General features: G+C 66.3%; 15 protein-coding genes and 1 tRNA gene. 11 read left to right on the top strand and 5 right to left on the bottom strand.

The window, feature by feature from the left end:
* Positions 1-77: 77 nt before the first annotated feature.
* The gene (locus C3V38_RS00730; protein WP_254426036.1) at positions 78-1,766 is read left to right on the top strand and encodes an ABC transporter ATP-binding protein; all 1,689 of its coding nucleotides are present in this window, start codon (positions 78-80) and stop codon (positions 1,764-1,766) included.
* Positions 1,763-3,580 (top strand): ABC transporter ATP-binding protein, encoded by a 1,818-nt coding sequence (locus C3V38_RS00725; RefSeq protein ID WP_106384892.1) that lies wholly within the window; start codon positions 1,763-1,765, stop codon positions 3,578-3,580. The genes C3V38_RS00730 and C3V38_RS00725 overlap by 4 nt, the downstream gene beginning before the upstream one ends.
* A gap of 414 nt (positions 3,581-3,994) precedes the next feature.
* On the opposite strand, the gene C3V38_RS00720 is transcribed toward C3V38_RS00725, so the two are convergent.
* A complete protein-coding gene (locus C3V38_RS00720; protein WP_106384891.1) occupies positions 3,995-4,936 on the bottom strand; it encodes a GlxA family transcriptional regulator in 942 nt (313 codons plus the stop codon).
* Positions 4,937-5,044: 108 nt separating this feature from the next.
* On the opposite strand from C3V38_RS00720, the gene C3V38_RS00715 reads away from it, so the two are divergent.
* A complete protein-coding gene (locus C3V38_RS00715; protein ID WP_017838546.1) occupies positions 5,045-5,356 on the top strand; it encodes a putative quinol monooxygenase in 312 nt (103 codons plus the stop codon).
* A 297-nt stretch (positions 5,357-5,653) separates the two neighbouring features.
* On the opposite strand, the gene C3V38_RS00710 is transcribed toward C3V38_RS00715, so the two are convergent.
* Positions 5,654-7,441: a DEAD/DEAH box helicase family protein gene (locus tag C3V38_RS00710; RefSeq protein WP_106384890.1), complete on the bottom strand. Its 1,788-nt coding sequence runs from the start codon at positions 7,439-7,441 to the stop codon at positions 5,654-5,656.
* Between the two features lie 314 nt (positions 7,442-7,755).
* Here C3V38_RS00710 and C3V38_RS00705 point away from each other — a divergent pair, with 314 nt between their 5' ends.
* The 6 genes from C3V38_RS00705 (at position 7,756) to C3V38_RS00680 (ending at position 12,267) form a co-directional block, all read left to right on the top strand.
* The gene (locus tag C3V38_RS00705; protein WP_106384889.1) at positions 7,756-8,217 is read left to right on the top strand and encodes an OsmC family protein; all 462 of its coding nucleotides are present in this window, start codon (positions 7,756-7,758) and stop codon (positions 8,215-8,217) included.
* Between the two features lie 188 nt (positions 8,218-8,405).
* Positions 8,406-9,683 carry a phosphopyruvate hydratase gene (eno, locus tag C3V38_RS00700; RefSeq protein ID WP_106384888.1) on the top strand — a complete coding sequence of 426 codons (1,278 nt, stop codon included), beginning with the start codon at positions 8,406-8,408 and terminating at the stop codon, positions 9,681-9,683.
* Positions 9,684-9,894: 211 nt separating this feature from the next.
* Positions 9,895-10,611, top strand: coding sequence for a septum formation initiator family protein (locus tag C3V38_RS00695; protein ID WP_254426035.1), 717 nt, complete (start codon positions 9,895-9,897; stop codon positions 10,609-10,611).
* Position 10,612: 1 nt separating this feature from the next.
* Complete coding sequence (locus C3V38_RS00690; RefSeq protein WP_106384886.1) at positions 10,613-11,164, top strand: DUF501 domain-containing protein; 552 nt, start codon at positions 10,613-10,615, stop codon at positions 11,162-11,164.
* The gene (locus C3V38_RS00685) at positions 11,161-12,141 is read left to right on the top strand and encodes a Ppx/GppA phosphatase family protein (RefSeq protein WP_106384885.1); all 981 of its coding nucleotides are present in this window, start codon (positions 11,161-11,163) and stop codon (positions 12,139-12,141) included. Before C3V38_RS00690 ends, C3V38_RS00685 begins: the two co-directional genes overlap by 4 nt.
* A gap of 52 nt (positions 12,142-12,193) precedes the next feature.
* Positions 12,194-12,267 (top strand) — tRNA-Leu (locus C3V38_RS00680).
* On the opposite strand, the gene C3V38_RS00675 is transcribed toward C3V38_RS00680, so the two are convergent.
* The 3 genes from C3V38_RS00675 to C3V38_RS17315 all read right to left on the bottom strand — a co-directional run bounded on the left by C3V38_RS00675 (position 12,268) and on the right by C3V38_RS17315 (position 15,315).
* Complete coding sequence (locus tag C3V38_RS00675) at positions 12,268-13,992, bottom strand: DUF2075 domain-containing protein (protein WP_106384884.1); 1,725 nt, start codon at positions 13,990-13,992, stop codon at positions 12,268-12,270. It abuts the tRNA gene before it with no gap.
* Complete coding sequence (locus C3V38_RS00670) at positions 13,973-14,305, bottom strand: nucleotide pyrophosphohydrolase (RefSeq protein WP_106384883.1); 333 nt, start codon at positions 14,303-14,305, stop codon at positions 13,973-13,975. The genes C3V38_RS00675 and C3V38_RS00670 overlap by 20 nt, the downstream gene beginning before the upstream one ends.
* A gap of 791 nt (positions 14,306-15,096) precedes the next feature.
* The gene (locus C3V38_RS17315; protein ID WP_129591147.1) at positions 15,097-15,315 is read right to left on the bottom strand and encodes a hypothetical protein; all 219 of its coding nucleotides are present in this window, start codon (positions 15,313-15,315) and stop codon (positions 15,097-15,099) included.
* Between the two features lie 487 nt (positions 15,316-15,802).
* Here C3V38_RS17315 and C3V38_RS00665 point away from each other — a divergent pair, with 487 nt between their 5' ends.
* Entirely contained in the window at positions 15,803-17,092 is a 1,290-nt protein-coding gene (locus C3V38_RS00665) for a DUF262 domain-containing protein (RefSeq protein WP_217354155.1), read from the top strand.
* Entirely contained in the window at positions 17,089-18,144 is a 1,056-nt protein-coding gene (locus tag C3V38_RS17310; protein ID WP_129591146.1) for a HEPN domain-containing protein, read from the top strand. The genes C3V38_RS00665 and C3V38_RS17310 overlap by 4 nt, the downstream gene beginning before the upstream one ends.
* The last annotated feature ends 4 nt before the right edge of the window (positions 18,145-18,148 follow it).

Genomic DNA, 18,148 nt, shown 5'->3' with positions numbered 1-18,148 from the left:
GCGGGAGTCGCACACCTATGTCAGCACCGACGTCTCCATCGGCTCGGCCGCGCCGCCGCGCCGCGGACACCCCGGGCGTGGACGCCCCGACCACGGCCAACGGGCTCCTGCTCCGCGCGGTCGGCCGCCGCCGGCACCTCTGGGCGCCCGGGCTGGTCCTCATGACGCTGTGGCAGCTGTGCGAGGCGCTGGTGCCCATCGCGATCGGCGTGATCGTGGACGCCGCGATCATCCCGCTCGACCGCTGGGCGATGCTGTGGTCGGTGGTCGGCCTGATCGGACTGTTCACCGTGCTCAGTCTGGGGTACCGCTTCGGCGCCCGCATGAGCAACCGCGCCCTGCAGGAGGAGGCCCACGACCTACGGGTGGAGGCCACGCGCGTGCCGCTGACCCGCCGCCGCGCGATGGACGGCGCCAGCTCCGGCGACGTGCTCTCGGTGTGCTCGGCCGACGCCGACGTGGCCGCGTTGGTCTTCCGGCAGATCGCGCTCGGCGGGTCGGCGGTGATCGGGATCGTGGGGATCTCCGTCTATCTGCTGTGGACCGACTGGGTGGTGGGGCTCATCGTGCTCATCGGCGTGCCGCTCAGCCTGGTGCTGGTCGCCCTGCCCAGCCGCGCCATCTCCCGCCACAGCACCGCGCAGCAGGCCGCGATCGGCATGGCGAGCAGCCGCGCGACCGACATCATGGCCGGCCTGCGCGTGCTCAAGGCCGGCGGCGGCGAGCGCTGGGCGGCCGAGCAGTATCGCACTGCCTCCGAGGACGCGGCCGCCGCGGGGATCATCACCGCGGAGCGCTCGGGGCGCGTGCAGGGCATCGGCTCGCTCGGCATGGCCGTGGTCCTGGCGCTGGTCCTGCTGGCCGCCGGGTACCGCGTGATCCAGGGCCAGATGGAGATCGGCACGCTCGTCTCCGTGGTGGGCGTGGCGGTGTTCTTCGAGGAACCCGTCCGGATGATCACCCAGATGGTCGCCGTCTTCGCCCGCTCCCACGGCGCCGCGCAGCGCCTGGTCGACCTCCTGCAGTCCGCGCCGGTCGACGACTCCGGCTCCGAGGTCCCTGCCGGCGCCGAGCTGCGCGTGGAGGGCCTGGCACTGCCCGACGGCCGCGCGTTCGACCTGGAGGTGGCCGAGGGCGAGGTGGTGGCGCTCGTCGCCGATCAGCCGGCCGCCGCCGATGCCGTCACCCTGGCGATCGCGGGTCACGGTGACGGGGCCGATGCCGTGCTCGTCGGTGGTCACCGCCGCAGCCAGCTCGCCCCCGCGATCGCCGAGCACCTGGTGGCCGCGCCGCACCGCGTGGACTTGTTCGTGGGTACCGTCCGCTCGAACATCACCATGAGTCACGACGACGACGAGGAGCCCATCTCCGAGGCGGTCCTGCAGGCCTCGGCGGTCGCGGAGATCCTCGAGAACCTCCCCGACGGCCTGAATCACCCGGTCCGGGAGGGCGGCCGGAACCTGTCCGGGGGCCAGCGACAGCGGATCGCGCTCGCCCGGGCCCTGCACGCCGATCCCGACGTCCTGGTCCTGCATGAGCCGACCAGTGCCGTCGACGCGGTCACCGAGTGGGAGATCGCGCAGGCCGTGCGTCGACTGCGGACGAGTCGCCCGGGGCAGGCCACGCTCATCGTCACGTCGTCGCCGCCGTTCCTCGCGACCGCCGACCGGGTGGTCCACCTGCCCCGCAGCGGCGACGTGCGCACGGGAACCCATCTCGAGCTGCGCGAGGCGTCAGCCACCTACCGGACGGCGGTCGACCGATGAGCCACACCGAGACTCTCGCCACCCAGGACGCGCAGGCGGCTCCGGACGCGGCCCTGCCCCTGGCCAGCGGCCGCGAGTCGCTCGCCGTGCTGTGGCCGCTGCTGCGCGACCGCCGCGGCTACCTGCTGCTGGTGGCCGTGGCCGGCCTGGTCGGCGCGGTCGCCGGCCTGGTGGCGCCGTGGGTGATCGGCAGGCTGGTCGACGTGCTGCCCGGCAGCCAGGACTACTCCACGGTGTGGGCGGCGGCGGGCGCGATCGCCGTGGCCGGCGTGGTGGGCGCGGGTTGCACGTGGGCGGGCCAGGCGTGGCTGGCCCGGCTCACCGAGCCGACCGTGGCGCGCCTGCGGGAGATGGTCATGGACCGCTCCCTGCGCCTGGGCGCCGCGCAGATGGAGACCACCGAGACCGGCGATCTGGTCTCGCGCGTGGCCGAGGACGCGCGCGAGATCAGCCAGGCCGCGACCGCCGTGATCCCGCTGGTGGTGCAGTCGCTGTTCACGGTGATCGTCTCCGGCGTCGGCCTGGCGACGGTCGACTGGCGGCTCGGCCTCGTGGGCCTGGTGGCGCTGCCGATGTACTGGACGACGTTGCGCTGGTACCTGCCCCGGTCGGGCCCGATCTACGCCGCCGAGCGCGCTGCGTTCGGCACCCGCGCCAGCCGGCTGCTCGGCGGGATCACCGGCTCACGGACTCTGCACGCGTACGACGCCCAGGACGCCGAGCTGCGCCGCATCACCGCCGCGTCGGCGGAGGCGCGGGACCTGTCGATCCGGGTGTTCTACTTCGTCACGCGCGCCTTCTCCCGTAACAACCGGGCCGAGGTCACGGTCCTCGGGCTGCTACTGGTCGTGGGCTTTGTCCTCGTGGACGCCGACATCATCACCTCCGGCGCCGTCACGACCGCCGCGCTGCTGTTCCACCGGCTGTTCAATCCGATCGGCGCGCTCGTGGGGATGGTCGACCAGGTGCAGTCGGCGGGCGCCTCGCTCGTGCGGATGGTCGGCGTCATCACCATGCCGTTGCCCGAGCGCACCGCCACTCTCGAGCCCGGCCCGCTCGAGCTGACCGGCGTCTCCCACTCGTACGGCAAGGCCTCCGGCGACGCTTCCTCCGGCGGGGCGTCCTCCGGCGTGGCCGCCCCGGCGCTGATCGACGTGGACCTCACGCTGGCTCCCGGCGAGGTCGTCGCGGTGGTCGGCTCGACCGGCGCCGGCAAGAGCACCCTGGCCCTGGTCGCGGCCGGAACCCTGACGCCGTCGGGCGGCAGCGTCCGCATGGGCGGGGTGCCGTTGGCCGATGTCGATCCCGTGGCGCTGCGCCAGCGCATCACGATGGTCTCGCAGGAGGTGCACTCCTTTGCCGCGACGATCGCCGAGAACGTGCGGGCGCCCCGCCCCGAGGCCCCCGAGGCCGAGGTCCGCGCCGCCCTGCGGACGGTGGGCGCCGACTGGGTGGACGACCTGCCCGACGGCATCCACACGGTCATCGGCGAGGGCGGCCACCCGCTCGATCCCATGCAGTCCCAGATGATCGCCCTGGCCCGCGTCGAGCTGGCCGACCCTGATGTGGTGATCCTCGACGAGGCCACCGCCGAGGCCGGATCCGCGGGGGCTCGCCGCCTCGACGACGCCGCGGCCGCAGTCCTGCGCGAGCGCGCGGGCCTGGTGGTGGCGCACCGGCTGAGCCAGGCCGTGTCCGCCGATCGAATTCTGGTGATGGAGCACGGCCGGGTGGTGGAGTCCGGCACGCACGACGAGCTGCTGCGCGCGGACGGCCGCTACGCGGAGCTGGCAAGGGCGTGGTTCGGGGTGTGAGGGTGCCGCGAGGCGATAACGGCTCTTCCCAGATGGGGGTGTAGGTCGGTCGGGCGCGTCGGTCCGCAGATAGACGTCGAGGTCTCCCGACGATGGAGATTCCTACGCCACCCATCCGAAAGACCTCGACGTGACCGACACAACCCCGCCGGCCGGCTTCGGCCGCCCTGACCTCACCGCCTTCGCGGCTCATCCCAATCGACCCTGATCGGGTCTGCTGACCCCCTCGACGAGAACGCAGCGACATCACAGCCACCCAACCCCGACCGTCCGGGAAGCTGGGGCACGTCACACGGCCTGTGCTGCGGGCGTGTCGAGTGGGTCGTCCAGGGGCGACGCAGGAGCGTCGACGCGACGTGCTGAGAGGTGGTTCCAACCGAGCGCTAGGACACTGGCTACAGGCATGCCGATAGGTCAGGAACGGCGTCGCTCCCTGCGCAGGAGGGAGCGCAGAGTCTCGGCGTTCGCGTAGCCGACACGTAGCGCGATCTCGGCGGAGGTGAGGTCCGTGGTTGCTGAGAGGTGCCGAGCTCGTTCGATGCGAAGCCGTTGGACGAAGCCGAGCGGAGTGAGGTTGAGCGCCGCACGGACTCGTCGTTCGAGGGTGCGCCGGCTGGTGCCGAGCGACTGCGCGACGAAGGCGACGTTGAACGGTTCGTCCAGGCGGGCGCGCACGAAGCGTTCGAACTCGACGACGATCGGGTCCTCGTGCCGGAGATGTTCGTAGGCGACGAAGGCCGCCTGCGACGGGCGCTCGTCGATGATGAGGAGCTTGGCGACATGTTGGGCCAGGTCGGGGCTGATCGATCGCACGAGTGAGAGCGCGAGGTCGATGTGGGCGAACGCGGCGCCGGCGGTGACGAGGTTCCCGTCGACCACGACCATGGTGTCGAGATCGAGGGCGACGGTCGGATAGCGCTTCAGGAACTCCGGCCCCAGGAACCAACTGGTCGTCGCCCGCCGATGATGCATCCGTCCGGTCTCGGCGACAGCGAACACGCCGGTGCACGCCGCGGCGATCCGGGTGGTCGCCTCGTCGAGGCGCCCGAGCGAGGCGATGACCGAACGAGCATCTCGGCTCTGGAGGGCGTCGTGGGTCGCGGCGGCCGTGAGGGTTCCAAGCGCAGGGACGACGACCACGTCGAACTCTCCGGACTCCGACAGCGGGTGGTCCACCGACAGGGTCATCGATGCCGTCGTGGTCACTCGCCGTTTCGGTCCGAGGATGGCGAGTTCGATCGCGTCGATCCGCGGGTCGATATCGCTGCGGGCTCCGTCGGCCACCCGCACGATGTCGATGATCGACGCGACAGCCGAACCGAAGCAGCCGTCGATCGCGATCAGTCCGATACGCATGGCGCGAACAATAGCAATACTGCCGTATACGCCACTTCTCACATGCCCTTGCTCGTCATACGCTGAACTCGCTTCACCAAGAAACCTCGACACCTAGGAGAACCCCTCATGTCCACACCCGCATCACTTCCGTATGCCTTCGTCGCCAAGATCGTCGCGGCCGATGGACAGCACGACGCGCTCGCCGATCTGCTCGCCGGCGCTGTCGCACTCGCCAACGAAGAAGCAGGAACGATTGTCTGGTTCGCGGTCAGGACCCACGCCGACACCTTCTGGATCTTCGATGCATTCCCCGACGAGGCCGCTCGCGACGCCCACGCCAACGGCGCCATCGTCGCAGCCCTGATGGACAACCAGCACCTCCTCGGCGCAGCACCCGAGATCCTGGCGGCCGACGTCCTCGCGTCCAAGCTCCCGTAGTCCGCCAACGCACGAGACGATCGCGCCCCGCCGAGCCGTCGCCAGGTCGCGACGCAGCGCCACGCTGCGTTGCCGAGCGGTGCGAGGCCTATCGGCACACGGACAGGATGTCCGAGCGTTCAGCCGGCGAGGGCTCTCTCAGAGGAGCCGAGCCTTGTTGTACTTCGGAGTGCGCGCGGCGACCAGCACGCCCACGCATCGTGGGTGACGGCGACGGCCCCAGAACCGGCCCGCTCGTCGCCGGAGGAGCCGCCAGCGCCGCCCCGAGCAGCTACGTGCCAGCGAGAGAAACTTGTCCTAGCTGAGCTCGTCCGCCAGCCGCGCGGCGGGGATCCAGTCGATCCCGAAGACCCGGGCCACCTCGGAGAAGGTCGACGCATCCGCGTCGGTGCTGGTCGCGGAGGCGATCAGGCGGGACAGCATAACCGTGCCCGCTCGTTCCTCGATCGTCCCCGCCGCCGCCAGGAGCGACCAGGAACAGACCTGGTGGTTCCGGTGGGCGCGGCCCATCGTCTGCTCGGCGAGGAGTCCCGAGTAGCGGGCCTGGTGGAAGAAGCCCCTGCGCGGGGTGTCGGTCGCGAACGATCCGTCGGCGAACTGCTCGCCCGCCTGCAGGTTGATCGCGGTGGGGGTGTTGAACACCACCACCGGCGCCTCGCCCCGCTGGAAGCGCACGCGCTCGGCCTCGGCCTCCGGATTGGAGCCGTAGATCCGCGCCACCGGGATGCCGTCCGCCTCGAGCATCTCGGCCACCGGGTGCGCGGCGGTGGACACCATCTCGGTGGCGATGAGCACCTGGTATCCCCGAGCGAGTTCGGCCTTCGCCGCCGCCACCGTGTGCTCGACGCGGATCATCGACGCCTTCTGCCTTAGCCGCACCAGCGCGGCCAGTCCGCGGGCGACGTTGTTGCCCGTGCGGGCCAGCTGCATCTCGCGCTGGAAATCGCCCCACTCCAGCTCGTAGGCCCGCCACTGGTCCGGGGTCAGCTCCACCAGGTCAACGTCGAAGGGCGGCGGCCCCCACGGCGCGGAACGGGTGAGCATGAGCGGCGGATCGTGCCGCAGCAGGATGTCGCGCACGTCGCTGATGGCGGCCTGCTGCGTCTGCAGCGACTCCTTCGCGTCCGCGCTCCACGTCCACTTCCCGTAGGAGGGTTCCAGGGGCACACCCCGGCCGGCCAGCGCTCGACCGAAGTCCGCCCACTGGGCCGGCGGATCTCCGTGCACCTGGGCGTACAGCGACGACATGTAACCCCATTCGCCCGGGTGATGCCCCGGGGTGGCCGTGATCGTCAGGACGAAGGGGGCCGTCTCGTGCGGCGAGTCCATGCGGGTCAGTCGCCGCATATAGCTGGTGCGTTTGCTGTCATGCCGGAACTGGTGGGCCTCGTCGATCACCGCGACATCGACTTTCAGCCGCGGCCGCCCGTTCCGGGCCATCAGCTTGCTCAGGCTGTCGGAGGACATGATGATCCAGCGCAGGTCGTCGTCTCCCAGCGCCGCGATGGTGCGACGCCACGACGGGATGGTGATGCGCGCCGGCCGGTCCACCGTCACCAGGATCGTGCGGGCACCGCGCTCCCGCGCAATGGCCTTCGCTGCCGCCACCGCCACCAGGGTCTTACCGGTGCCCACGTCGTTGGCCAGGTGCACCTGCCGGAACCCACGTTCGGCGGCCGCGGTGATCGCCTCGACGTCCGCGCGTTGCTCGGGCCGGAGCGTCATCGGAGCGGCGGTCGCGCCCGGACCCTCGCTGCCGTTGAGTTCGTCCTCGAGCCACCGCAGGTAGGAGTACGGCTTGCTGGCGTAGGGCTCCAGTGACTCGGGCAGGGAGGTCCCGACGTACGCGTGCGCCGTGAGCGACTTGTAGTAACTCACCCCGGCCGGCATCCCGCCGCCCAGCCCGCCCCACGGGAGCTCCAGCAGCCACACCCGCTGCCCGGGCGGGATCGACGGCACCGCCGGCGCCGCGCTGGACTTCTTGGCCGACGTCGCCCGCGTGGAGCTCGCGCTCTTCGCCGACGCAGCCCTCGTGGATCTCGTCTTGCGCCTGGTGGAGGTCTTGCGTGGGGACCGGGTCGCCATCAGTTTCCTGGCCGTTCGGGGGAGGGGACGAGGGCGGGTCGGGTCACAGCGTTCTCCTGGGCGGTCCGGACGTTGGTCGGCCTCACTGTAGGGACTGGGTCGGACTCGCCGGGTGGCCGCCGGCACTCAGGCAACGGGCCGCGTTGTGGAGTTCGTTCGTCGGCGATGGCGGCTCAACGGGGAACCATCCGGCGAGCGGGGTGATGGCAGCGAGTCAGCGACTACCCCCATGGGGTTGCGATTTATCTGTCTGAGGTGCGAGTTTCGGCATTATTTAGACGCCAGTTCAGACACGTAAGGAAGGTGTTCTCTCCATGAGCGGAACCGTTCTCGAATTCGGACTCGACGGCGCGGGAACGGGGGTTCTCCACACCACCCAGATCGTCGGCGGCGAGCACTCGATCAGCGCCGAGGGGCATTCGGCGTTCGGTGGTAAGGACACTGCGCCGAGCCCGCTGGACTACGCCCTGGCGGCGCTGGCGTCGTGCACTCAGGTCACCGGGCAGATCGTGGCAGCCGGCGATAAGAGCATCTCCCTCGGCGAGTGGGACGTGGACCTGAAGGCACACCTCGACAACTCTGTCCTGGTCTACGGCGCGGAGGGGGTCTCTAACTTCCGCGATGTGACCGTGACGGTTTCGGTGCAGACGAACCTGGACGAGGCCCGCTTCGCCGAGTTCGCAGCTGAGGTGGAGCGGCGGTGCCCCATTGCCACACTGTTCCGTGGCTCGGGTGTGGAGCTGACCACCGAGTGGACCAACCGGCCCCTCGCGTGAGTGGAGGAACCCTCCCGGCTCCCTCACGCAATGCCCGCCGGGGCGCTCACCGGGGCGGATCGGGGTAACCCCGTACAGCCTCGGCGATAGCCGGCGCAGTCCGTGGAACAATGGGCCCCGGACTGCGCCCACCTCCTAGCGGCGCCGGCCACGCACACGAACCCACGAACTTCCCCCAAGGAGCACAGATGGCGCTTATCGAGCAGGTCGGAGCCCGGGAGATCCTCGATTCGCGAGGCAACCCCACCGTCGAGGTGGAGGTGCTTCTGGACGACGGTTCGTTCGGCCGCGCCGCCGTGCCCTCCGGCGCCTCGACCGGCGCCCACGAGGCCGTCGAGCTGCGTGACTCCGACGAGCGCTACCTGGGCAAGGGCGTCACCAAGGCCGTCGAGGCCGTCCTCGACGTGCTGGCCCCCGCCGTGATCGGCATCCCGGCCGAGGACCAGCGCCTCGTGGACGAGGCCCTGCTCGACGCCGACGGCACGCCCAACAAGTCGACCGTCGGCGCCAACGCTGTCCTGGGCGTCTCGCTGGCCGTGGCCCGCGCCGCCGCCGAGTCCTCGGGCCTCGAGCTCTACCGCTTCATCGGCGGCTCCAACGCGCACGTCCTGCCCGTGCCCATGATGAACATCCTCAACGGTGGCGCCCACGCCGACTCGGGCGTCGACGTCCAGGAGTTCATGATCGCCCCCATCGGCGCCCCGACTTTCCGCGAGGCCCTGCGCATGGGCACCGAGGTCTACCACCACCTCAAGACCGTCATCAAGGACCGCGGCCTGTCCACCGGCCTGGGCGACGAGGGCGGGTTCGCCCCCTCCGTCGAGTCCACGACCGCCGCGCTCGACCTGATCGTCGAGGCCATCGGCAAGGCCGGCTACGAGCTGGGCACCGACGTGGCCCTGGCCCTGGACGTGGCCGCCACCGAGTTCTTCAAGGACGGCAAGTACCACTTCGAGGGCAAGCAGCTCTCGGCCGCCGAGATGGCCGACGTCTACGCCGAGCTCGTCAACAAGTACGCGCTCGTCTCGATCGAGGACCCGCTCGACGAGGACGACTGGGACGGCTGGAAGACCCTCACCGACATGATCGGCGACAAGGTCCAGCTGGTCGGCGACGACCTCTTTGTCACCAACCCGCAGCGCCTGGCCGACGGCATCGAGAAGGGCCTGGCCAACGCCCTGCTGGTCAAGGTTAACCAGATCGGCACCCTCACCGAGACGCTGGACGCCGTGGACCTGGCCCACCGCAACCGCTACACCTCGATGATGTCGCACCGCTCGGGCGAGACCGAGGACACGACCATCGCCGACCTCGCGGTGGCCTGCAACTGCGGCCAGATCAAGACCGGCGCCCCGGCCCGCTCGGAGCGCGTGGCCAAGTACAACCAGCTGCTGCGCATCGAGGAGATGCTCGGCGACGCCGCCCGGTACGCCGGCGCCGGCGCCTTCCCGCGTTACAAGGCCTGAGTAGTCGAGAGGAGGGCTCATGGCCCGCCCACCGCGCCCCTCGGACCGCCGGGGAGACGCACGCGATCGCGCGTCGTCCCGACGGCCCGGTGAGGCGTCGGGTGCCATCCGACGCCGGGCGACCGGGGCGGGCCGTGGGACCACCGGCGGCCGCGGCACCGGAGCCGACGCGCGCGGCGCCGGCGGCCGCGGTGCAGGCGATGACGGCGCCGTGGGAGCCGGGACCGACCAGCCCGGCGACGGCACTCGCCGGCACCCGCCCCGCCGGCGGACGCCGAGCCGCGAACGCGACCGGCCCGTCCCGGCGTCCGCCCGCTCCGGCCGGGTCGGCACCACCGCGCATCCGGAGGCCCACCGTCTCACCACGCGCACGGACCTGTCCGACACCCTGCTGGGGCCGCGGAACTACACCCCGCGGCGGATTGGACTCCTCGCCGTCGTCGCCATAATCCTCCTGGTCACCGTCTCGTTCCCGTTGCGCAACCACTACCAGTTCCTGCGCGACGAAAAGGCCGTGGCGCAGGAGCGGGCCGCGATCGAGGCGACGATCGCCGAGCTCGAGGCCGAGCAGGAACTGCTGTCCGACCCGGCGTACATCGAGCAGCAGGCCCGCATCCGCTTCGGCGCCGTGAAGCCGGGGGAGACGCCGTACCGGGTGTCCATGGTGGATCCGGTGGAGCAGGCGGCGGCCGAGCAGCGGGCGGCGGAGATCGCGGCGCTGCCGTGGCAGACGCGGGTGTGGCGGTCGATCTCCGAGCCGACCGACCCGATCATGCCGGAGGACTCGGCGTTGCTCGAGGGCACGTCCATCCCCGGCGGCCCCGACACCCCGGCCGTACCGGTCGTCCCTGACGGTTTGCCCGGCGGTGACGACCCCGCCGCCCCCATCCCGGGCGGCGTCCAGGAACAACCACAGGAGAACCCCTAGCGTGAGCGCCGAACAGAGCGTGTCCCAAGTTGACCTCGACGCGATCGCCGCCCAGCTGGGCCGGCCGCCGCGCGGGGTGCTGGAGGTGTCCTACCGCAGCCCCGACGGGCGGCCCGGGGTAGTCAAGACCGCGCCGCGGCTCGAGGACGGCACCCCGTTCCCCACGCTGTATTACCTCACCGATCCGCGGCTCACCGCCGAGGCGAGCCGTCAGGAATCCGCGGGGATCATGAGGGGGATGACGACGAGGTTGGCCAACGAGCCCGAGCTGGCCGCCAACTATCTGCAGGCGCACAGGCGGTACCTGGAGAAGCGGAACGCGATCGAGGACCTGGGCACGGACTTCAGCGGTGGCGGCATGCCCGAGCGCGTCAAGTGCCTGCACGTGCTCATGGCGTACGCGCTGGCAGAGGGGCCGGGCGTGGTCCGGCTGGGCGATGAGTCGGTGGCGCTGGCCTGCGAGGCCGGGCTGCGCGGGACCGCGCTGCCTTCCGACTGGCCCACTCCCGAGGAGCTGGGTGTGCCCGACTACCTCGCCATGGACGAGCAGTGACCGCTGCTGTGCGCGTCGGCGCGATCGACTGCGGTACCAACTCCATCCGCCTGCTCGTCGCCGAGGGTATCCCCGGCGAGCCCGGGCTGACCGACGTGGTGCGCGAGATGCGGATCATCCGCCTCGGCGAGGGCGTCGACGCGACCGGCCGACTCTCCGAGGGCGCGATCTCCCGCTGTCGCACGGCCCTTACCGACTACGCGGCGACCATGGCCGAGCTCCGCGTGCAGTCGGTGCGGATGGTGGCCACCTCCGCGACCCGCGATGCGGCCAACAAGGACGAGTTCTTCGGCATGACCGCCGAGGTGCTGGGCGCGCACTTCCCGGGTGCGGTGGCCGAGGTGATCTCCGGGCAGACCGAGGCCGAGCTGACTTTCGCCGGCGGTGTCTCGGATCTCTCGCCAGCCGACGGGCCGTTCGTAGTGACCGACCTCGGCGGCGGGTCCACGGAGATCGTGGTGGGCGAGCTCGTCGGCGGCGAGGTGCGGTTGTTGGGCGCGCGCAGCCTGGACATCGGCTGTGTGCGGATCACCGAGCGGGTGCTGCACTCGGACCCGCCCACGGCCGACGAGATCGCCGAGGCTCGGGCGGTGATCGCCGAGGCGCTGGCCGAGGCGGGCGATGTTCCGGTGGGCCGCGCCGCCCGCTGGGTGGGCGTGGCTGGCACCTTCACCACGATGAGCGCGCTGGCGCAGAAACTTGGGAAGTACGATCCCGAGCGGATCCACGGCAGCGTCATCCCGCTGGACCGGATGCGAGAGGTGTGCGACCGCCTGGTGGTGTCGACGGTGACCGAGCGCCGCAGCCTGGGGCCGATGCATCCGGGCCGCGCGGACGTGATCGGTGGGGGAGCGATCGTGGTGCAGGCGTTGTGTGATGAGATGTTTGAGCGCGCGGGGCTGTCGGAGCTCACGGTGAGTGAGAAGGACATCCTGGACGGCATTGCGATGTCGGCGCTGCCCCGCCTGGCCGGCTAGCCCGGTACGGCGCCCTGCGCGCCACCCGGTTCCGCACCGGCGGCGCCAGCAAGCCCCCATAGCCCAATTGGCAGAGGCAGACGGCTTAAAACCGTTTCAGTGTCGGTTCGAGTCCGACTGGGGGCACTAGCCGGAATAGTTGTGAAAGAAACCTCGTAGGTACTCTCGCAGCGGCGGGTCACAAGCGTAGATGTAGGTGCCGCGCATACCTCGGGTCAGCAACACGGCATAGATGTTCTTGACGAACTCCAATAGCTCGTCGTCCGTAACAGGTCTGCCGTCCGAGTTTTTCTGCTTGCCTTTCCTGTCAAAGTAATTGGACCGATCAAACGCTAGCGATCCAGTTCGCGGATCGAGACGAAGGTCTGGGCCGATGATAACGCCCGCGTAATTCAGGTCATATCCTTGAATTGTATGGATTGACCCAACTTCGTTCACCGATGAGGGTGAATTAACCCAGTCGACGATCACTTTGTTCCACCTGAGCTGCACCCCATCGATCGTTATGTCGTAAACTCCACTGTCCTTGCTGGATCTCCATTCCCAGGCGTAGCCTGCGAGCATTCGAGAAAGCCCGGTGTCGTCCTCGCGAGCGCGAATCTCGTTAAGCATGGCGGGAAAATGGTCGAAAAACCGGAGGTCGTAACCCTCGAAACGCACGGGTTTATCTTGGCGCTGTGAGAGAACGTCCTTTATATATTGAACGTAGTTCTGCCCAGCCTTGACGCGCATTTGTGAAGTCAGCGGGTATATTCGGCTTGTGGGATCTACTGTTGACCATAAAGATTCTAGCGTTTCTGCGGACACATCCATAGGGCGGACACTTTGGTCCGCGTCGAGCAAGTAGATTTGATGCGTACTACTGTGGTTTATCCAGTCAATTTGGGTGTACTTTGGGTCGTCGGCCCCAAATAGCTTTTCGTTGATAACGCGGTACTTAGTATTTAGGTCGGCGGAAGTTTGATTAGCGCGTTGAGTTAAACGGTGCGTTTCATCGACTATTAATAGGTCGAATGGGGTGGTGCCGAGACCTACTTGGAAGGGGGTGAGGACCGAGTCTGGGTCGAGCCCTGGTGTTTTTCTGAATACCGATTGGATGGATCTGCGCAGTGACTGCTGCGGAACGACTAGGCCGATTCGAAAGTTCTTTAACAGCTCAGGATAGCCCTCAGTGAAGAACTCGCTGAGGATCGAATCGCCGTCATTCGTCTCGAAGTTCCGAAGATGTTTGATGTCGGCAAGTAGTTTCATGAGATAGATCGCGACGACAGTTTTTCCTGTTCCTGGGTCGCCATTCACAATAATCCGACTCGATGTCTTGTGCTCTAGATCGTCGAATAGGCCGCTGAGAATGTCTTCAACAGCAATTGCTTGGTCCGGAGTCAGCGCCTTGAATGGCGATAATTTGAAAAGGTCGGTGTTCTCGATTGCTCGAACACTGCGGGTGAACATGCCGAGCTTGCGGAGTTGTTCGAAGATTTCTTCGAACGAGTTCTGGTAGTGTTGACGACCGTAGTAGTCCGCGTCAGCGATGCCGTCGTTGCGGTTGAGTACTTCGTATTTGCCATCGCCTGCGAACAGGCGGATTAGATACGACTCAAGGTCGAGGCAAACGGACTTGTTAAATGTCTCGCCGATTATGATCCGGACGTTAGTTAGGTGATTTTTGGTCGGGTTATCGAGGTGTTGGTGGAGTCGGCCAGATCCATTGATGGATTCGCCGACATAGATTTCACCTGTGCTATCGAGAGTGTAGACGACTGGCCAATTAGAGATCTTTGGGTCCAGTGTGGATAGGGCCTTGATTGACTCGGCGTCAAGACGTGTTGGCTCAATCCGGAAGCCGGTCATATTTTTCACTCCTGCCTCGCGAGCGTTCGACGGGATATTTCTCATCGGTAATCGCCAACTTCTCAATAATGATCTCATGAGGGTCAAGGCCGATTTTGTCGGCTAGGAGATATGCATAGGTGAGGACGTCGGCGAGTTCGTATTTGACCGCAGCGGTGTCAGCATTATCCGACCACTGGTAATTTTCTAATAACTCCCCAGCTCCGATCGAAATGGATTTTGCGAGGTTCCCTGCGGTATGGAACTGCCCCCACTCTCGGTCAGCTACGAATTGACGGAGGGCGTCCCGTACAGATTCAAGACTAGTGCTCATCGGTTCCTTCTGGCGGTGTTGGGCGACTGGCGGTCTTCGTCGGCTAAGTCGTCATCTCGAGTTCGCTGTCCTCGGCACATTGTCCCCCGTCACCTGCAGTCAGACACTCAATCTCTTGCAGCTGCCGCTGCGTCGGTCAGCGTTTCCAGGAGCTGAGAGCCGCCGAACCGCGCTGACTAGGTGAACTTCGCCCCCGCCCTCGGCCCGCCGCGGGCTTCTCGGCCCCCGCTCCGAGACTGCCCGCTCGGCGCACGAGCCACCGTCACCGACAGCCGACCCACCTCAAGGAGCCGCACGCAAAGTATGCGCGGAGCAAACGCTGCGTGAACGGCACGCCGCCTGGTGGACGCTGCGCGCCAAGAACGCGACGCTGCTGCTCACGGTGTTGGGCCTGTTTTTCGTGTAGAAGGACCGGGGGTGTCAGCTGGGAGGGGTAGGGGTAGTTGGCGGCGGCGCTGGACGACCAGCTGTACGCCAGCAACGCCCAGGGCCCGAGCAACCCGCGGTTCCTGCGCACGGCCGACGAGTACATGGCGGACTAGGCCGGCCCGGAGGCGGGCTCCCTGCGCCGCTTCTGCCCGCTGGGCGCCGACGAGATTCACTGCGACGCCACCCCGGCCGTGGAGAAGGCCTGCGCCTAAGCTCAGCGCCAGTCCGAGAAGTCCTTCGGGGCACCGAGTCGCGCCTGTAGACGGCGGTGGAGATGCTGCGACAGTTTACCTAAAGCCCGACCTGAGCTCTAGGAACTTCAAGCGACCCGCGTTGACGGCGTCGATAAGTCCGCTAGCGCTTCATCGCTGGTGGCTTGACATCGGTACCTTGTCTCCAATGGCGACCACGACCGCGCGCAGGGGATCGAGGGTTCCGAGGATTTTCTTAGTTGGTGCGCCCGTGAGGTGCTGCAGGTAGCGGGCGACCGCCAGTTCGGCGAGCACCACGGTCAGGTGTACCCAGTCGGAGTGGCTGGTCCAGTGGAAGACAGGACTTGCCCCGGGGCCTGACTCGGTCATGCGGAAGGCCTGCTCGGCATGCTGCAGATCGGGTGGGCCACCACGGCGTGGCGGTCCATGATCGTCGGGCGCTATTAGTGACTTATCGCTCGTGGGCTCTTCCGGATCCAAACCGCATAGTGGGGCTCGCCAGTGGCATCGAGAGGCGCTGAGTGTGTCACCATCTAGCCGTCCGCGGACAGTTTCCCAATAGTCGCGGGTAGCTACGGACGCGGTCCTGAACTGCAACACGTTCAGGCCCCGCGCCCCTAGTATCGCTCACTTACTCACGCGCGCCACGCTCTCACCACGTGACCTCGAAGTAGTCCGACCGTAGCAACCGGGAACGACGTCGCCTTGTGAAACTCATGCCAGAGTTCATACATGGGTGAGCCTCCAGTTCCAGCGCACATCCTTGGGCCCCTGGTGTCGTAGAGTCACGACCTAGGTCGTCTGGTGCTGGCTCCTATTCGCTGTCCGCACCGCTTAACGTATCCGGGAGGACAACGTGGGAACGCAGAGTGGCGAAAATCCGCCGGATGGAACTGAGGCTCAACCAGTGAATACAAATCCTCCAACCGCTGTCCTGTTTGAGGGGGAGAAACTAGATTTCGACCCGAACCCGATGGTGTCGGGCAGTCCTACTGATGCCGCCATAGACGAAAAGTACGCTTCCGGCGAAGTTCGCATAGTTACCGAGCAGGCGCGTTATCCGCTTTCAACGATAACGACAATGGTGGAAAGTGGAGACTACGAACTCAACCCTGAGTTTCAGCGTCGCCATCGGTGGTCTGAAGAGAAGCAATCTCGGTTAATTGAGTCATTCATTATGAACGTGCCGGTGCCCCCAATCTTCCTGTACGAAGATCAATACTCGCATTACGAGGTCATGGATGGGCTCCAAAGGCTGACGGCAATCTCTGCCTTCTATCGCGATCAGTTGATACTGAAAGACTTGACAGAGTGGCCGGAGCTTGAAGGTAGGAGCTACTCGGAGTTGCCGGAGCAGGTTCGGCGAGGCATCGACCGACGCTACCTCTCGTCGATCATCCTTCTCCGTGAAACTGCAAAGACTCCCGAGGAAGCAGAGCGACTTAAGCAGATGGTCTTCGAAAGGATTAATAGCGGGGGCGAAGCACTTAAGGAACAAGAGGCACGCAACGCTATTTATAATGGGCCGCTGAACCGGATGTGTATCCGCCTTTCGCGCAACGCACATCTTTGTTCGATGTGGGGCATACCCGGCCCGGACCCTTTCGAATCCTCCACCGGCGAGCCTAGGCCGGAAGTTAGGGACAATAAGCACTATAGGACAATGCAGGACGTTGAGCTGGTATTGCGCTTTTTTGCTCACCGCCAGAGACGGCGCATAGGCGGCGGGTCTTTACGCACTTATCTGGACCGGTATCTGCGGGAGGGAAACCTTCTTGCTGAACCGGTCTTAAAAAATCTCGACGATCTATTTGTGTCGACGGTTGAATTGGTGCATGAAGTCCTCGGAGACCGGGCCTTTTGGCTTTGGCGCCACCGTCACGGCCATTGGGGTTGGCTAGAAAGACCAACAACCACCGCTTACGACGCGATCATGTTCGCCTTTAGTCAGCACCTAGCTGATGCGGGGGAACTGAGGGCGCGCGCGAGCGAGTTCAGGGAAGCGATGCCGGTCTTTTATCAGCAGCACGTTGCGAGCTTTGACGCCCGCATGACCAACATGTCGAACCTGCGCGAACGCGACGCCCTTGTCGAGGATTTGATCACGTCTGTACTGCTGCATGGCGAATACCGGGCGAAGCCATGAGGGCCAACTTGACTCGGTTTGTCGCCTCGGCCAGCGAGCTTCGCGCCAATCTTGCTTTTGCCGAATCGGTGGCCAGTCTCGTTAATCGGAATGAAGGGTTGGAGGACGAGTCTGATAATCCGCTCTCCGCAGCCGCCGCCATTAGGTCCATTCAGTCTACCGCGCCGCCCACGGCAACGACGCACAAATTCTATTACACGGGCGCTGTGGTCGGTCTTTACGCGGCGCTCGAGCAGTATGTTGAAGGTCTCGTGCAGGATGCCGCTCGCTTGATGTCGAACGCGTGCGATGATTACAGTCAGCTACCCGACAAGCTGAAGCAAACGCATCGGTCCTTGACTACGGGAGTGTTGCTCCAAATTCAAGAGGGGCGGTATCACGGATCCCTGAGCGAGAGGGACCTGGTGGCGGGGCTTCACCATGCTATCGGGGATTACATGCCCGTTAGGCTGAATAATGGCGTTTTCAGTCACCATACGGCTAACTTCCGGTGGCCTGTCATTAGGAACATGTTCGAACGGATAGGCATCCCAGTGGGGACAGTTGAATCCGCCGAGGCACTTGTGAAAGCGATGGATCGACTCTTCCCAGACGCCGCTGCTTCGACACAGATTATTGACGATCTCGCCCATCGTCGAAACGAAGCGTCGCACGGCTGGCAATCAGAGCTATTGTCCTTCGAATTGATGCAAGCTTATATTGAAGTTGTCAGCGCCTTCTGCGTGGCTCTATTCGAGGCGGTAGCGAGCGTTGTTGCAGGACATTTCGTGAAGCTGAAGGGTGTAGAGCTCGGTCGGCCGGACAAGGTCTACCAAAAGCACATCGCTGGTTACTACAGCCTGGCCCACGGTGTAGCGGTGGGCGACGTTATTGCCCTCGTGACTGGCCAGGGTGTTCATTGTGGTCGGGCGCTAGAGCTCCAGCGTGATCATGAAAGCGTAGAATCCGCAGAGGCTGGATACCCTGCATCGGTTCGATTAGCCCTCCGACTGTCGCCGAGACATCGCCTCTTCGTTCTTCCCGCAGAGGCCCAGGGGCTCACCTCGCCCTAATCTA

Origin of the sequence: Dietzia sp. oral taxon 368, assembly GCF_002999155.1 — a bacterium.
In the GTDB taxonomy this organism is placed as follows: domain Bacteria; phylum Actinomycetota; class Actinomycetes; order Mycobacteriales; family Mycobacteriaceae; genus Dietzia; species Dietzia cinnamea.
This window is presented reverse-complemented; position numbering and strand designations above follow the sequence as displayed.

What these genes read in the sequence shown, in the direction of transcription:
- C3V38_RS00715 (WP_017838546.1), top strand. Translation starts at nt 5,045, where the DNA reads ATGTCCACACCCGCATCACTTCCGTATGCCTTCGTCGCCAAGATCGTC.
- C3V38_RS00675 (WP_106384884.1), bottom strand. Translation starts at nt 13,992, where the DNA reads ATGACCGGCTTCCGGATTGAGCCAACACGTCTTGACGCCGAGTCAATC.
- C3V38_RS00705 (WP_106384889.1), top strand. Translation starts at nt 7,756, where the DNA reads ATGAGCGGAACCGTTCTCGAATTCGGACTCGACGGCGCGGGAACGGGG.
- C3V38_RS00670 (WP_106384883.1), bottom strand. Translation starts at nt 14,305, where the DNA reads ATGAGCACTAGTCTTGAATCTGTACGGGACGCCCTCCGTCAATTCGTA.
- C3V38_RS00725 (WP_106384892.1), top strand. Translation starts at nt 1,763, where the DNA reads ATGAGCCACACCGAGACTCTCGCCACCCAGGACGCGCAGGCGGCTCCG.
- C3V38_RS00710 (WP_106384890.1), bottom strand. Translation starts at nt 7,441, where the DNA reads ATGGCGACCCGGTCCCCACGCAAGACCTCCACCAGGCGCAAGACGAGA.
- C3V38_RS00720 (WP_106384891.1), bottom strand. Translation starts at nt 4,936, where the DNA reads ATGCGTATCGGACTGATCGCGATCGACGGCTGCTTCGGTTCGGCTGTC.
- C3V38_RS17310 (WP_129591146.1), top strand. Translation starts at nt 17,089, where the DNA reads ATGAGGGCCAACTTGACTCGGTTTGTCGCCTCGGCCAGCGAGCTTCGC.
- eno (WP_106384888.1), top strand. Translation starts at nt 8,406, where the DNA reads ATGGCGCTTATCGAGCAGGTCGGAGCCCGGGAGATCCTCGATTCGCGA.
- C3V38_RS17315 (WP_129591147.1), bottom strand. Translation starts at nt 15,315, where the DNA reads ATGACCGAGTCAGGCCCCGGGGCAAGTCCTGTCTTCCACTGGACCAGC.